The following is a 15,384-nucleotide window of genomic DNA, read 5'->3' as shown; positions in this document are numbered from 1 at the left end:
TTTTGTTAACTTATCAGAGAAGGATTAATGCTGGATAATCCTGTTAATCTTGCATAAACATCACTTTTTTTTACTGAGAAATTAAATTATAGACAAAAAATGCCGATAATGTTATTATGGTTGCGTAATATATACAAAAATAAAGGAGAAAACCTATGAGGAAATTTAAGACAGCATTGGCAATTACTTTATGTGCAGGACTTTGTGTTAGCTCTGTGACAGGAGTTTCTGCTAAGACAATGGCTGATCCATTACTTGACAAGAAGAATCCTGACTACCAGTATCAGTTTGATGAAGTCAACGTAATGAAAGCATGGAAGCTATTAAAAGAAAAAGGTTATTCAAAGGTTAAGGTCGGCGTTATAGACACAGGCGTAGACACACACCACGAAGACCTAAAGAAGAACTTAAAAGAATATGTTCGTGTTACTAAAGGCGTAGAAAAGAAGGCTACAGATGATGCAGATATGCACGGAACCCACGTGTCAGGAATAATTGCAGCCACCTATGGCAATGGCAAGGGTGGAGCAGGTGTAGCTACAGGCTATGACAATGACATGGTTGAGCTTTATGTAGCTAGTGTACAGGATGACGATGGTCAGATAAATGATGTAGACCTTATAAGGGCTATAGAGTATATGAAGGAAAAGGGCGTTAAGGTAGTAAACATGAGCCTTGGCGGCTACAGCTATTATGACAACGTTCACAAGGCATTGAGGGCAGCCTATGATGCGGGTATGGTATTTATAGCTGCATCAGGAAATGAAGATACCAATAAGGACAGCTCACCTGCTGTATTTACAGAGGTTTTATCTGTCAATTCATCCGACTACTACAATGAGCCTTCATATTTTTCAAACTATGGTATGTATTCAGATATATCCGCACCGGGCTCAGCAGTGCCTAGCACAATCCCAGGCAACAGATATGTACCATTTTCAGGGACATCAATGGCTTCACCTGTGGTAGCGGGAGTTGCGTCACTTGTACTCTCTGCCAACAAGGACCTTACTCCTAGGCAGGTATACAACATACTTTGCGGTACTGCCAACAAGTCTAAGATGGGAAGCAAGTTCTTTGACGATAAAGAGTACGGCTATGGTATTGTAGACGCTTATGCAGCGGTAAAGGCAGCATATGAGATGAAGGAGCATCCTTCAGATAAGGTAGATGGTATCTTTGTAAAGAGCAAGACACTTACTGTGCCAAAGGGCTACGAGGTAGCGGTGGAAACACTGATATCACCTTATACAAGTACAGCTGATATCACCTGGTCAAGCAGTGATGAAAAAGTGGCTACAGTTGATAAGGATGGCTATGTTAAGGGCTTAGCTGCAGGGCACACAACAGTGACTGCAAAGGCAGGAGACAAGGAAGTAAATGTATCTGTTAATATTTCAGAAGATACAGCTCCTACCAGCATTGAAATATTAAAGGCAAAGAAGGTTATCTCTGTTGGCGAAATGGCAGTTCCTACTGTAAAGATAACTCCAGAGGATGCATTTGTTACTGAGTATTATGCAACAAGCAGCGACAAGAATGTAGCAGTAGCTTACTCAAACTTCGGTGTAAGAGGTATTAAGCCTGGTAAGGCAACTATTACCTTAAGAACAGTGAACGGACTTGAAGAAAAGTATGAGGTTATTGTTAAGCCTGCCGTTTCAGATATCAAGATAACAAAGAAGACAGCTAAGCTTCAGGTAGGTAAGAAGTTTAAGTTTGCTGCACAAGCTCTCAATTCATCAGGCAAGACTGATGTGGCTGAAAAAGGCGTAGAATGGGCGGTTACTGATACAAGATATGCAAAGATTGACAAGAAGACAGGTGAGCTTACAGCCAAGAAGGCAGGTAAAGTCTTTGTAAAGGTCACATCTAAGGGACTAATAGAAGACGGAACTCACAATATGTCTAAGATACTTAAGGTAGACCTTACCGGTAAGGCAAAAGAGATGCCTAAAAAGCCTGCTGATAAGGCAGTGAAGAAGTCTAAAAACATGGTTAAGGCAAGCCATATAGTAAGTTCTGAGGCTATGCTTAAGTCAAAGGCAAGTGATTTGATTGATACAGCTTATGCTGAATTTGATTCAAACCGTACAAAGTATACTCCTGAGGTTTTTGATGCTGTGGTAAAGGTTAGGAAAGAAGCTCTTAAGTACATCTTAGATGCGAAATATGATACAGAGCTCTTTACTGGTGGTGTTGATGAGGAAACAGAGGAAGATTCACAAGTACCTACAGGCAAGCTCGCTGACTACGCTAACCAGCTTAGGGCTCTTGCAGGATACGACATACTTAAGACAGGTCCTAAGTACAACTTTGCTAAGCTTAAAGATGATGTTTACAATACTGTCAAAGAGGCTTATAAGGCCGTAGATAAGAAGGGACTCAATGAATATTATATTCAGATTGTAGATGCAGCATACACCAAGGCTTTGGCGGATATTAAGAAGGCAAAGAATGTGCTTGAGCTCTCTCTTGCAGAAGGCAAAGCGGCTAAGGCTCCTGCGCCAGATGATCTTGAGATAAAGGGCATAAGAAACATCACAGACTATGATGCAGTGTACACAAACAACGACATCAAGGTAATGAAAACGATACTTAAGAGACAGCTTGATTCTTATGTAAATGGTGCGCTTAAGAAGGCGGGCTATAAGAAAGACCTAAAAGGACTTAAAAAGGATCTTAAGGCCTACAAGAAAGACATTGACAATACTCTCTATGTAGGCGAGATGTTCACCAAGACAGAAAACTACATCAAAAAGATGGTTAAGAAAACAGGCGTTCAGTACGAAAAAGTATCTATAGGAGATATGAATAAAGCTAACGCAGAGATTGATAAGGTTATGTCAGGATTTGATATAAAGAATTACTCCGCAAAGGGCTGGGACAAGGTAAAAGCTGCTTATGACGATGCAAGCGATACCTTAAACAGTGCCTGGTACAAGGGTGAGCTTTATAAATTAGGTAATAGGCTTAAGGCAAAGATTAGCAAAGTAAAGACTCTTAAAGAAGAGAAGGCGGCTAAGGCAGCCAAGGCTTCTAAAAAGAATAATGCACCTGCTAAAAAGACAGGTAAATAAACTTAGCTAACCGGGGAATAAAGAGTTTTAACATATGTGGCATATTGTAAAGGCCGGTGGCTGACCTTTGCAATATGCTTATGGTGGTTTATGGGATGGATTGGAGAAGGTGATGAATAAAGAGACATTTAACTTTGATTCGGCTGATGGGAAGCACAAGATTGCGGCCTATATTTATACTGATGAATTAGTTAAGCCTAAGGCTGTGATAGAACTTTCACATGGCATGTGTGAATATATCGAACGTTATGAGTGGGTTGCAGACTTCTTTACAGCCAGAGGCTATGTATTTGCCGGCAATGACCATTTGGGACATGGTGGTTCATCAAAGCCTTGTGAATACGGTGACTTTGATGAGGAGCATATTGAGCTTGACCTTAAAAAAATGAATGATATCTTAAGGGAAAGGTTTCCGCTGCTGCCTATTATTTTATACGGACATAGTATGGGGAGCTTTTTTGCGAGGTGGTATGCAGCAAGGTATCCGGATACTATAGACGGACTGATTTTAAGCGGTACTGCAGGGCCATCGATTAAGAACAGTGCTGGAAGGCTGCTTGCAGCATTTTTGGCCAGAACCCATAAGGAAGGCTATGTTTCTGATTTGCTCATTAAGCTTAGTTTTGGTAAGTTTATAGATAGAATCCCTGATGCCAAGACACCTTGTGACTGGATTACACACGATAGGGAGCTTATAGATAAATACACTAAGGACCCTAAATGTAATTTTAATTTTACTGCAAAAGGATATCATTCCCTTCTTACTGCCCTTACGGTGGTAAGTAGAAAGGAATGGGCAAGGAGCCTGCCAAAGGATATGCCTATCCTTCTTATATCGGGGAAGGAAGACCCAGTAGGCGACTATGGTAAAGGTGTAAGAAAGGTTACTGAAATGTTAAGAAATGCCGATATTAAGGATGTGACCGAATATATCGACCCTACAGGAAGGCATGAATTGCACAATGAAGTAAACAGGGCAGATATTATGAAAGTAGTTGCTAAATGGCTTGATGAAAGATTTAGTTGATTTTGGGAGAAGATATGTCAGAACTTATTGTTAAAGCTGGGGAGACTCTGGTAAGTGCCGGGCAGTCATTTGATAAGCTTTGTATTATGAAGTCCGGTAAGATAAGGGTTTTCTGTGAGGGTGGAAGCTATGAGCTTGGCCCGGGGGATGTGGTTGGTATATGCGAAGTGCTCTCAGAAGTGCATATATTATCATATATTGCAGTGGAGGATACTAGCTTTTTTGTTTATCCGGTTACGGGTATAGAATCTATAGATTTGTTGATTAATTCCAATCCTGATATTGCAAGGATATGTATTCGTTCCTGCTTTAGGCAGATAACAAGAATCATACATTCATACAGGACTGAGCAGGTAAGGTGCAATACTATCTATGACAACTTAACAGCCTGTTATAATCTCTACTTGCACCTTGCCGAAAAGGCAGGGGTAAAGCTTGAGCCTAACAAGGGAATAGAGCAGATTGAGGCATATTATAATATTGAGGATATTGATTATTGGCTGATGGGGTATTATGAAGGCCTTAATAAGATATATGCAGGAAGAAACTTCAAGGCTCTTATGGCTGAGCCGGATGTATCTATAGGAATGATTAAAAAAGGCTGCATTGATGTAAGGAAAGCAGTTCACCTGATAAGCGAAAGGCATCAGTTTATAAGAAAATGCTTAAGAGGCTTTTTTATTGAAAAAGAAGGAGGTATCTTCTATAAGCTTTTGGAAGTGTATAAGAAGATTTCTTCAGATGTGTTCATTAAAAACAGCTTGTTAAACAAGATGGCTATTATGATAAGTGAGTCGGGCAAAGTCACGCTTAATGCCAATGACGAGCTTGCTATAAAGATAAAAGAATGTACTGATTCATTCAAAGCCATAAAGCTTGCTAATTCTCTTACGGTAGCAATGGAAAAAGAAAATGAAGAAGGTGATTTGATAGAAAAGTTCTATGAGTCACTAGATACCATACTGGACTTTGCTGAGATAGTTGGACCTGAGAGAAGATTTTTTAGAATTAATATAAATAAACTAAAAAAACTAAAGGATAAAAATGCAATTGATGATGAAACTACTGCGCTTAAAAGAGAAATAACAGCAGAATTTTATCAGATATATACTGAGGTTTTCTTTAAGAGCCTTGAAAAAGAAATTACTCCTGTTATCAGGATGTTTCTTTACTTTGGATACATTGATGAGATACTTGCGGGAGAAGAGTATACCAAGGCCTTGTATAAATTCTCTGAAGAGCTTAAGGAGAACGATCCTGCCGTAACGGGAGTATATACCTTCTATGACTGGCTGTTAGCAGTATACAGGGGGGAAAAGAAGCCTTGTCGCAACGAGCTTGAGGTGGATTTCTCTGACTATGTAAGGACACTTAAGTCAACCAAGAAAGTCACCAATTCCGAGGCTGAAAAGCTGATGGAGGACGGAGAAGCAAAAGTATGCTATGAGCTTGACAACATATTTAAGACAGCAAATAAGATAACCTGTGGACGTGTATCCACCTTCTGCCCGGTATTTTATGCAGACAATATCTTAAAAGAATTTGAAAGCTGTATGGTAAAGCCGGACATTATAAGAAAGAACATAAATGCTATAAAGAGCGTGGACTTTTCAGCATTTTATAGGGAAACTCTGCCTATCGGTGACGGTGACCTTATGGCAAAGGAGCATATCCACGTAGAAAAGCTTCCTGACTTCATCCTCATGCCTAATGCAGGTGTAAGAGGTATAATGTGGCAGGAGATAGAAGGAAAGGTAAGAACCACACCTAGCAGGATGTTCATATCTATACTGCATATGGATGACCTTCTAAGTACCATGATTAAGATGACCGGTGAGTTCCGCTGGGAGATCTGTAAGAGAGTGCAGGGAGGACGTTGGAACGATGTAACCGACCCTTCGCTTACCAGCTTGTACTGTGATTATATACAGTTCTACCGTAAAAACAGCAACCTGACTCCTAGCGCTAAGGAGAAGATAAAGATTTCACTTCAGCGTTGCCGCAACAGCTTCAAGGATATGTTTGTTCAGGATTACCTCACCTATATCCTATATGAAGGCAAAGGTTCTCCAAGGCTTAACAAGGTTGCAAGACAGATACTCTTTGAATTCTGTCCTCCTGATGAGGAAGGAATAAGGAGGCTTGCCAATAATCCAACCTATATGGAACTTATTAAACAATGGGAAATTAAGAGAGAGCAAAAACTGCAAAAATACGAACATCTTGAAAGAAGGCTGCTTAAGGAAACAGGAAGTATACCTTTAAGCCTAAAGATGGAGATTGACTTTGTAAAAGGAAAACAATAAATGACAGCCGTCTTGTAAATATATATACAGGGCGGCTGTTTTTTACCTGATAGGATACAAGTGTCAAATGCTTTTAACACCACAATCTTGATAGGAAATATCTCAAAAATATCTATGTAAATTACAGCAATTTGGTTGTCCACTGGGACAAATCCCATACATCACTTGCAAGCCCTTCATAGAATTCAGGCTCATGGCAAACCATAATTATGCTGCCCTTATAGGATATAAGGGCTCTTTTTAGCTCTTCCTTGGCATCCACATCCAGGTGGTTGGTAGGCTCGTCAAGTACGAGGATATTGCTTTTTCTGTTAATAAGCTTGCAAAGCCTTACCTTAGCCTGCTCTCCACCACTTAATACCTTAACCATACTTTCTATGTGTTTGGTGGTAAGACCGCATTTACTAAGGGCACTTCTAACCTCGTACTGGCTAAAGCCCGGGAATTCTTCCCAGATTTCATTGATACAGGTGTTATTTCCGTTTCCGCTCATTTCCTGCTCAAAGTAGCCTAGTTCCTGAGAATCACCAAGCCTCACCTCTCCTGAAAGAGGCGGAATTAGTCCCATAATGCTCTTAAGCAGGGTAGTCTTTCCTATTCCGTTAGCGCCTTCAATAACGACCTTCTGACCTCTTTCCATGTAGAGGTTCATAGGCTTACTTAGAGGGCTGTCATAGCCTATAACAAGGTCTTTTGCCTCAAGGATGACCTTGCCGCTAATTCCCGCTTCAAGGAAGTTAAATACAGGCTTTGGTTTCTCTCCGGCAAGCTCAATTATATCCATCTTATCAAGTTTTTTCTGCCTTGACATAGCCATATTTCTGGTGGATACCCTCGCCTTATTTCTTGCCACAAAGTCCTTAAGGTCAGCAATTTCCTTCTGCTGTTTGTTATAGGCAGCTTCCTGCTGCGCCTTCTGCATCTCATAGACCTCAAGGAAGTTGTTGTAATCACCCACGTATCGCTTTAGTTCCTGGTTGTTCATGTGGTAGATGATGTTGATTACACTGTTTAAGAAAGGAATATCATGGCTTATCAAGATGAAGGCATTTTCATATTCCTGTAAATATCTGGTAAGCCAGGCAATATGCTCCCTGTCGAGGTAGTTGGTAGGCTCGTCAAGAAGGAGGATGTCAGGCTTTTCAAGCAGGAGCTTAGCCAGAAGAACCTTGGTACGCTGACCGCCCGAAAGCTCTGTCACATCATTGTCAAGTCCTATATCGCTAAGACCAAGGGCGGCAGCCACTTCCTCCACTTTTGAGTCTATCATATAGAAGTCGTGCATGGTAAGTAAGTCCTGGATGGTACCGGTTTCTTCCATTAGTTTATTAAGGCTCTCTTCATCGGCTTCACCCATCTCCAGATAGGCTTCATTCAGTCTTTTTTCAAGGTCAAAAAGGTAGTCAAAGGCAGACTTTAAGACGCTTCTTATCGTCATCCCCTTGGTGAGAACAGCGTGCTGATCCATATAGCCGACATGGCAGTTTTTAGCCCATTCGATCTTACCCTCATCAGGCATCTGCTTACCTGTAATTATATTCATAAAGGTAGACTTACCCTCGCCGTTGGCACCAACAAGTCCTATGTGTTCTCCTGCCAAAAGGCGGAAGGACACATCATTAAATATCGCTCTGTCACCGAATCCATGTGTTAAATGTTCTACATTTAATATACTCATAATCTAACCTTTCAAATATTAGTCTAATATTATACTTTATGCCCCCATTGATTGTGTTCCCATTCTTAATAAATACGACTTCTATGACCGACTTCAACGAGTACTAGAACCAATTCACTTTCTCGAATTTCTGCCAAAATGCGATAATCTCCTACTCGGTATCTCCATCGTCCGCTTTTATTCGCTGTAAGTCCTTTTCCGTGTAGGCGGGGATTCTCGCATCCCATAAGGTTTTTCTCAATCCAAGCCTTAATTATCTTTTGTGTTTGTTTATCCAGTTTTTTGAATGATTTATCGAATTTATCGGTTGTAACAATCTGATAAATCATAAGTCAAGCTCTTTCCAAAGCTCGTTTATTGGTCTTGTTTTTAATCTTCCCGCTTGCTTTTTAGCTTCATACTCTTCAAACACTTTCAAATCGTATTCGTCCTCAATTTTTTCAAGCATTGTAATTCTAATAATTTCGGACAATGTGGTATTGTTATGTTTTGCATAGGATTTAAAGATGTTCAATTCTTTTTCTGGAACTCTCAAACTAATTGTAGACATATTTATTCTCCTTTTTTATATGTAATACGATTGTATTATGGTTGCCGTAAAAAGTCAAGAACTAAAGCTGGACAAAACTAATAAACAACCTATTTGCAAGCCATAAACAATGTGGTATAATATGAGCACTTAGTAAATTTTAATCATATTGAATAGGAGAAGGAAGTATGAACGATCAGTATTTGGAAGAGGGCATCAAATGCCTCGACACAGGCAAAAATAAAGCTATAAGGGCGGGCTTGATAGCTGGAGTGGTATTTAGCTTTATTTTAGTTTTAATCAACCCTGCACTTATAATAACCCCTATTGTGGCTATAGCAATCACGGTATTCATATTTTCAAGGCTTAAGATTGAATATGAATACATATATGCGGATGGACAGATTGATTTTGACAGAATTAGTGGGAATGCTAAGAGAAAGACCTTGATGAGGGTGGATATTGAAAATGCTGAGGTTATAGCTCCCACCAATTCGGATTCTATAAAGGCATATAACCACAATGACAGAATAAAGGTCAAGGATTTTAGCTCGTATGATAGCAATGTAAGTACATATTCAATGATAGTAAGTAAAAATGGAGAGCTCTATAAGATAATATTTGAGCCCTCCGAAAGAATGCTTAAAAGTATGAAGTACAAGCAGCCTAGAAAGGTTAAGGAGTACTAATCTTTCTGCAAAAATTAATAAATGAATCCAGGGCTTCGTTAGCCGAATATTCTCTGAGATAGGTAAATCCTATCTCTCTTTTTTGTATTGGGAGAGAGAGAGGAATGGTGGTTAAACTGCCTTCTTTAAGCTCCTTCTTTACAAAGTCTGTTATCACGCAGGCTATTCCAAGACTTATTTTGGCAAACTCGATGAGAAGGTCCATGCTGCTGACTTCTAGGATATGACCTGTAAGCATCTGCCCTGTGGATAGCTCATTTCCCCTAATGTACTCGTCTATATAGCGTCTTGATACATTGTGCTGGTCAAGGAGCATAAGATTAGCGTATTCAAATGGATTGGAGGCAGCCTCAGGATGCCTTTTTTTGAGATTCTTTAGATAATCGGGAGTGGCTACAAAGCCATCTTCAACCATCCCTATAGGTGCAAATACAAGGTTTTCAGGCCTGCCGCTTTCGCCGACAAGCCCTATATCCACCTTGTGATTCTGTATGAGGTTAAGTGTCTGATAGGTAGATTGGCAGCTTATTGATATTTTGACATGAGGGTATAACTTGATAAACTTCTCAAGATAAGGCATGAGTACATACTTACAAAGGGTAGTGGAAACACCAATTTTGAGACTGCCAGTACCCAGCTTTTTGTTTTTCTTAATCGTATCCTCTGCCTGTTTTAGGTGCTTAAAGGCAGCATTTGTCTGCTCGTACAGCATTTTGCCTGAGTCAGTAAGGGTAACTCCTCTTGAGCTTCTTACAAAGAGCTTTGTCTCTAAGTTTTGCTCAAGCCTTGTAACAGCCTTACTTATGGCAGGCTGACTTATGTATAGCTCCTTTGCTGCGTGGGATATATTCCCTGCCTCCGCAACTGTATTAAATATATGATAAAGTGATAGATTCTGCTCCATGTTATTTTCCATAGCTGTCTCCTTTTTGATGCTTGTATCATTGCATAACCATATTTCATAGCAATTATGTTTATTATGTATTTTTATTATACTATATGTCTTGCTATAATACAAGAATACTTAGAATAGAAAGGGGTATATTATGGGAATGACAATGACTCAGAAGATTCTCGCTGACCATGCAGGACTTCCTAAGGTGCATGCAGGAGAACTTATAGAAGTAGGGCTTGACATGGTGCTTGGCAATGATGTAACTGCGCCTGTTGCCATCAAAGAATTGTCAAAATTTAAGGATAACAAGGTATTTGACAAGGATAAGATTGCCCTCGTTCCGGATCATTTTACTCCTAATAAGGATATAAAATCGGCAGAAAACTGCAAATGTATGCGTGATTATGCCATAAGCCATGATATAACCAACTACTTTGAAGTAGGCTGTATGGGTATAGAGCATGCTCTTCTTCCTGAGCAGGGAGTGGTTACAGCAGGAGACTGCATTATAGGTGCAGATTCTCATACCTGTACCTACGGCGCATTGGGAGCCTTTTCTACTGGTGTCGGAAGTACTGATATGGCAGCAGGTATGGTTACAGGCAAAGCCTGGTTTAAGGTACCTTCAGCTATCAAGTTCGTACTTACAGGTAAGATGAAGAAGTGGGTTAGCGGTAAGGATGTCATCCTTCACATTATAGGAAAGATAGGAGTGGATGGTGCTCTTTACAAATCTATGGAATTTAGCGGAGACGGAGTGAAGAACCTGACCATGGACGATAGATTTACCATAGCCAACATGGCGATAGAAGCGGGCGCAAAGAATGGCATCTTCCCTGTGGATGAGCTTACCCTGGAGTATATAAAAGAGCATTCCACAAAGCCATACAAGGTATATGAGGCTGATGTGGATGCGCTCTATGATGAGGTCATTGAAATAAATCTCTCAGAACTTGAGCCTACTATTGCATTTCCACACCTCCCAGAGAATACAAGGACTATAGGTGAAACGGGAGAGGTTAAGATAGACCAGGTAGTCATAGGTTCTTGTACGAACGGAAGGATATCAGATATAAGGGTGGCAGCAGATGTAATGAAGGGAAGGAAGATTGCACCGGGGATAAGGGCAATTGTCATCCCTGCTACCCAAGAGGTCTATCTTACAGCCCTTAAAGAGGGACTGATTACTACCTTTGTACAGGCTGGCTGCATCGTAAGTACCCCTACCTGTGGACCTTGTCTTGGAGGACATATGGGAGTGCTTGCAGCAGGTGAGCGCGCAGTATCTACAACCAATAGAAACTTTGTAGGCCGTATGGGACATACTGAAAGTGAGGTCTACCTTGCAAGCCCTGCAGTGGCTGCTGCAAGTGCCATTACAGGTAAAATAAGTTCGCCTGAAGAACTGGGATTATAGGAGGGATTATGGAAGCAAGAGGATATGTTCATAAATACGGAAATGACGTGGATACAGATGTAATCATTCCTGCAAGATATCTAAATACCTCAGATCCAGCTGAGCTTGCGGCAAAATGCATGATAGACATAGATGCAGACTTTGTAAACAAGGTAAAGCTAGGAGATATAATGGTGGCAGGAGATAACTTTGGCTGCGGCTCTTCAAGGGAACATGCGCCTATAGCCATTAAAGCATCAGGTATAGCCTGTGTAGTAGCAAAGACATTTGCAAGGATCTTCTACAGAAATGCTATAAATATAGGTCTTCCAATCATTGAATGTCCTGCGGCCGCAGAGGCAATCAATAATGGTGATGAGGTTGAGATTGACTTTGACACAGGTATAATCAAAGACCTTACCACGGGAGAGAGCTTTACAGGACAGGCTTTTCCGGACTTTATAAAGAAGATAATAAAGCAGGGTGGTCTGATAAACTATATAAATTCTGAGAAGTAATAAGATTTGTGTACAAGTATAAGTGTAATGTTAAGAATGTTGTGTTTTATGAATACTTGGATTAGCTGTGCCAAGTGATTAAGAGAATGAGTGTGTTTAAAGTAAAAATAAATATATTATAAGTATTATAATTTAATGGACTTATGCCGATATTAGGTGTGAGCCCTTTTTTGTTTGTAGAGAATTTCTATAAACTTCACAATAAACAAAATGTAGTACAGAATTATGAAAGAGCTAATTGAAATGCTAAAAACAATCGAAGAAGCATTTTAATGAATTATAACTCCGTAACCTGTTAATTTTACTGAAAGAGTGGAGAAAAACTATGAAATCTGTAAAGCTTACCTTTGGAAGCCTTGTTCTTGTTGCAATATTAGTTGTTAGCCTTATTAGTAGTGGATTTTCGCAGACGGTACTGGCTGGCAATATTACAATCAAAGCCACATCCAATATGGACCATGCGGAAGTATACAGTGTAATAACCAGGCTGAAGTCTGATGGTGGACTTGAGGTATTATCCCAAGGGCCTGTCACAAACGGTGCAGAACTTAGTGCTACTATAGATTCTTCCGAAAAAGTATGCTTTATATTTTTTGGTAAACCCGAAAAGGGATACCTTATCACCGGTGCTGGTACAGGTGGAAAAGGTAACATGTCACATATATCAGAACTAAGGGATCCTGCAAAGCTAGGCAGAACAGAAGCGAAGGTTCCTGAAGAGATACTACAGAAAATGGAGCAGGAAGGATACCTCATAGCTTGGGGATATACAAGAGGTAACGGGCAAGGTAATGGAAAGATTAATGATAGTGTAGATGGATTTAAGCCTTCGGTTATCTCAAGCATACGTAATACCTCGGAAGAAATTGAACCAGGAAAGCCTATTACTATGGAAATAGTGATAAGGCCTGATAAGGCATTCCGTCGTGCAGATGACCAGCGTAAATACTGGACATCTATTCCTGAAGGTGAGGCCACAGTAACGATTGATGGTAAAAAGGTTTTGCCGGTTACGGGAATAACAAAGGAAAATGAAAACTTATATAAGGGAACTATATCATTTGTTCTTGGAGATGAGGATGCCAGTGTAAATACTCACACAGCAGTTGTTAACGCAAACGTTCATTATACAGCAGAACTTGCCCTGTCAAAAGCAGGCAGTGCATACTCGGGTGAACCTGTTAAGACTACAACAATAGTAGAAGCACCTCCAGCAACAGTAAGCTTTAGCCTAATAACCGGTCCTTCCCGTAAACTTATGTATGACCTTAATTATGAAGGTGCTGAGACTATAAAGCCTGAGTATCACGAAAGTGGGACAAGTGTGACTGTAAGACCTAACATCTATGTGCGCCCTGGCTATGAGTTTGGTGGCTGGGATACCTTAGACTCACAGGGCAATGCAGTAAACCGTAAGCCTTCTGATACCTTCATTATGCCTGACAGGGTAACAGGCACCAAGCTTATCGCTAGATGGAGACCTTATCTTACAGTAGACTGTGCTAACGGAAGTGCAGTGTATAGCGTTCCTTATGAGGTAGGAAGTCTGGCTACCCCTATCAGACCTTTGAAGAAGGACTATTATTTCTCAGGCTGGAAAGTAGACAATGGTAAACAATACGGTGTAAGTGAAGACATCATTATGCCTGATAAACCGCTTAAAATAACTGCGACTTGGTACAACACCATATCAAGTATAATTAAGCCTGTAGTGAATGCACCTGTGATTCCTGATGAGAAAGCAGAAGATAAGCCTGTAAAAAAGACTGTGGCTGATAACAACACAGAGAAAAAGCCTTCTCAGAGCAAGAAGAGCGAGTCAGAGAGTAAGGCAGAGAAAAAATCAGAGAAGAAGCCGGAAAGTAAGGCAGGAAATAAGAAATCTTCAAGCAGCAAGCCTGAAACTAAGAAGACCTCTGAAAGTAAGACTGAGAAAAAGAAGGCTTCAGAAAGTAAAGTCGAGAATAAAAAGTCCTCAGAGAGCAAGTCAGAGAAGAAGTCTACGGAGAGCAAGACTGAAAATAAGAAGTCTTCAGAGAGTAAGTCAGAAAAGAAGCCTACAGAGAGTAAGGCTGAAAATAAGAACGAGAATAAGAAGTCTCAAGAAGGGAAGGCAGATACCGGTAAGAAAGATATTGGCAAGACGGATGAGGCAGGTAATGGTGCTGATGGTACAAAGGAAGGCACAATAGATTCCGATTCAGATGGCAAAAAGGATGTAGCTCCTGATGAAACAGCTGAAAGTCCTGAGAACAAAGAAAATACAGATGAGATAACTGAGGAAACAAAAGAAGAAGTGGCTGATAAGGACGAGGCAGAGAAAGAAGAGGAAGAAAAGAAAGAGACAGAAAAGAAAGACACTCAGAAAGATACAAAGAAGAAGGAAGCTTCTGACAAAGAGAAGGATACGAAGAACTCAGATTCCAAACCAGCTAAGAAAGAAAGCTATAAAAAGGAATCTGGTAAAGAAGCTAACAAGGATTCCGATAAGAAAGAAAGCTCTGGCAAGGATTCCGGCAAGGAATCTAGTAAAGAATCCGATAAGAAAGAAAGCACTGATAAGGCCTCTGATAAGAAAGACGGATCTTCTGCAGAGTCCGGTAAAAAGTATAATTCTTCTGCTGAATCTGGTAACAAAGGTTCTTCCTCTAATGAATCTGGCAATATTGATGGACAAGTTTCACAGTCTGTAAAGGAAAATGTTTCTGTAAGTGCATCAGGAAAGGGTGGAGCAGGAATAATTGATCCAAATACAGGACTACCAAGAGACTTTGTGAATGGAGCTACTTCAAGAAGTGAAATAAACAAAACCCGTGCATTTGGCGTGGGTCAAGACCAGGGCTTTGAGATTCTGTTATATGATGAACAGGGTGTTCCACTTTACGGTAATAAAGCAGGTGTCTTGATTTACCGCGGTAAAGTCCTTAAGAACAGTAACATACTTAAGAACGGTAAATTACTTAAGAATGGTAAGTTGCTTGTGGACGGGAAAGTATTCACAATTGCTGCAAAGACTCTCCCAGTAACCGGAGGTAGAGTAAATGTAGAATTTTGGCTTGGACTTTCTATACTCTCTGCACTTGGTGCATATAAGCTGTTAGAAACCAAAAGAAAGAAAGCTAAATAAGATATCAAAATTCTGCACAGAATTATTTTATTAAAACAAACCAGGGAACTCTGATTAGGGTTCCCTTTTGGCTTTGTATTCTAAAATATCTTTTTAACAGGCATTCATTCTGATTTATTTGGTACTTGAAAATTTGCCT

Annotated in this window: 11 protein-coding genes; 7 read left to right on the top strand and 4 right to left on the bottom strand. The window is 40.2% G+C overall.

Annotated elements, in window-relative coordinates:
* Window positions 1-155 precede the first annotated feature (155 nt).
* The 3 genes from ACO6HM_RS02220 to ACO6HM_RS02210 all read left to right on the top strand — a co-directional run bounded on the left by ACO6HM_RS02220 (window position 156) and on the right by ACO6HM_RS02210 (window position 6,413).
* A complete protein-coding gene (locus tag ACO6HM_RS02220) occupies window positions 156-3,080 on the top strand; it encodes a S8 family serine peptidase (protein ID WP_485389560.1) in 2,925 nt (974 codons plus the stop codon).
* Window positions 3,081-3,192: 112 nt separating this feature from the next.
* The gene (locus tag ACO6HM_RS02215; protein ID WP_485389559.1) at window positions 3,193-4,107 is read left to right on the top strand and encodes an alpha/beta fold hydrolase; all 915 of its coding nucleotides are present in this window, start codon (window positions 3,193-3,195) and stop codon (window positions 4,105-4,107) included.
* A 14-nt stretch (window positions 4,108-4,121) separates the two neighbouring features.
* Window positions 4,122-6,413: a cyclic nucleotide-binding domain-containing protein gene (locus ACO6HM_RS02210; protein ID WP_485389558.1), complete on the top strand. Its 2,292-nt coding sequence runs from the start codon at window positions 4,122-4,124 to the stop codon at window positions 6,411-6,413.
* 121 nt (window positions 6,414-6,534) lie between these two features.
* Here ACO6HM_RS02210 and ACO6HM_RS02205 read toward each other — a convergent pair whose 3' ends face one another.
* The 3 genes from ACO6HM_RS02205 to relB all read right to left on the bottom strand — a co-directional run bounded on the left by ACO6HM_RS02205 (window position 6,535) and on the right by relB (window position 8,641).
* A complete protein-coding gene (locus ACO6HM_RS02205) occupies window positions 6,535-8,091 on the bottom strand; it encodes an ABC-F family ATP-binding cassette domain-containing protein (RefSeq protein ID WP_485389557.1) in 1,557 nt (518 codons plus the stop codon).
* 65 nt (window positions 8,092-8,156) lie between these two features.
* Window positions 8,157-8,420 (bottom strand): type II toxin-antitoxin system RelE family toxin, encoded by a 264-nt coding sequence (locus ACO6HM_RS02200; protein WP_485389556.1) that lies wholly within the window; start codon window positions 8,418-8,420, stop codon window positions 8,157-8,159.
* Window positions 8,417-8,641, bottom strand: coding sequence for a type II toxin-antitoxin system RelB family antitoxin (gene relB, locus ACO6HM_RS02195; RefSeq protein ID WP_208429268.1), 225 nt, complete (start codon window positions 8,639-8,641; stop codon window positions 8,417-8,419). The genes ACO6HM_RS02200 and relB overlap by 4 nt, the downstream gene beginning before the upstream one ends.
* Before the next feature lie 167 nt (window positions 8,642-8,808).
* On the opposite strand from relB, the gene ACO6HM_RS02190 reads away from it, so the two are divergent.
* Complete coding sequence (locus ACO6HM_RS02190; RefSeq protein WP_485389555.1) at window positions 8,809-9,309, top strand: DUF6106 family protein; 501 nt, start codon at window positions 8,809-8,811, stop codon at window positions 9,307-9,309.
* Here the strand turns inward: ACO6HM_RS02190 and ACO6HM_RS02185 are convergent.
* Window positions 9,296-10,225: a LysR family transcriptional regulator gene (locus ACO6HM_RS02185; protein ID WP_485389554.1), complete on the bottom strand. Its 930-nt coding sequence runs from the start codon at window positions 10,223-10,225 to the stop codon at window positions 9,296-9,298. The genes ACO6HM_RS02190 and ACO6HM_RS02185 overlap by 14 nt on opposite strands.
* A gap of 130 nt (window positions 10,226-10,355) precedes the next feature.
* Between ACO6HM_RS02185 and leuC the strand changes: the two genes are divergently transcribed.
* The 3 genes from leuC to ACO6HM_RS02170 all read left to right on the top strand — a co-directional run bounded on the left by leuC (window position 10,356) and on the right by ACO6HM_RS02170 (window position 15,245).
* Complete coding sequence (leuC, locus tag ACO6HM_RS02180; protein WP_485389553.1) at window positions 10,356-11,621, top strand: 3-isopropylmalate dehydratase large subunit; 1,266 nt, start codon at window positions 10,356-10,358, stop codon at window positions 11,619-11,621.
* An 8-nt stretch (window positions 11,622-11,629) separates the two neighbouring features.
* Complete coding sequence (gene leuD / locus ACO6HM_RS02175; protein ID WP_485389552.1) at window positions 11,630-12,118, top strand: 3-isopropylmalate dehydratase small subunit; 489 nt, start codon at window positions 11,630-11,632, stop codon at window positions 12,116-12,118.
* 325 nt (window positions 12,119-12,443) lie between these two features.
* Window positions 12,444-15,245, top strand: coding sequence for an InlB B-repeat-containing protein (locus ACO6HM_RS02170; RefSeq protein WP_485389551.1), 2,802 nt, complete (start codon window positions 12,444-12,446; stop codon window positions 15,243-15,245).
* Window positions 15,246-15,384: the final 139 nt, after the last annotated feature.

This window comes from Catonella sp. (genome assembly GCF_057250765.1).
The sequence above is the reverse complement of the archived record's forward strand: the minus strand, read 5'-3'. Positions and strand labels throughout refer to the sequence as shown.

Coding starts and splice junctions, on each gene's coding strand:
- ACO6HM_RS02220 (WP_485389560.1), top strand. CDS start 156: ATGAGGAAATTTAAGACAGCATTGGCAATTACTTTATGTGCAGGACTT.
- ACO6HM_RS02205 (WP_485389557.1), bottom strand. CDS start 8,091: ATGAGTATATTAAATGTAGAACATTTAACACATGGATTCGGTGACAGA.
- ACO6HM_RS02185 (WP_485389554.1), bottom strand. CDS start 10,225: ATGGAAAATAACATGGAGCAGAATCTATCACTTTATCATATATTTAAT.
- ACO6HM_RS02190 (WP_485389555.1), top strand. CDS start 8,809: ATGAACGATCAGTATTTGGAAGAGGGCATCAAATGCCTCGACACAGGC.
- leuC (WP_485389553.1), top strand. CDS start 10,356: ATGGGAATGACAATGACTCAGAAGATTCTCGCTGACCATGCAGGACTT.
- leuD (WP_485389552.1), top strand. CDS start 11,630: ATGGAAGCAAGAGGATATGTTCATAAATACGGAAATGACGTGGATACA.
- ACO6HM_RS02215 (WP_485389559.1), top strand. CDS start 3,193: ATGAATAAAGAGACATTTAACTTTGATTCGGCTGATGGGAAGCACAAG.
- ACO6HM_RS02170 (WP_485389551.1), top strand. CDS start 12,444: ATGAAATCTGTAAAGCTTACCTTTGGAAGCCTTGTTCTTGTTGCAATA.
- ACO6HM_RS02210 (WP_485389558.1), top strand. CDS start 4,122: ATGTCAGAACTTATTGTTAAAGCTGGGGAGACTCTGGTAAGTGCCGGG.
- relB (WP_208429268.1), bottom strand. CDS start 8,641: ATGTCTACAATTAGTTTGAGAGTTCCAGAAAAAGAATTGAACATCTTT.
- ACO6HM_RS02200 (WP_485389556.1), bottom strand. CDS start 8,420: ATGATTTATCAGATTGTTACAACCGATAAATTCGATAAATCATTCAAA.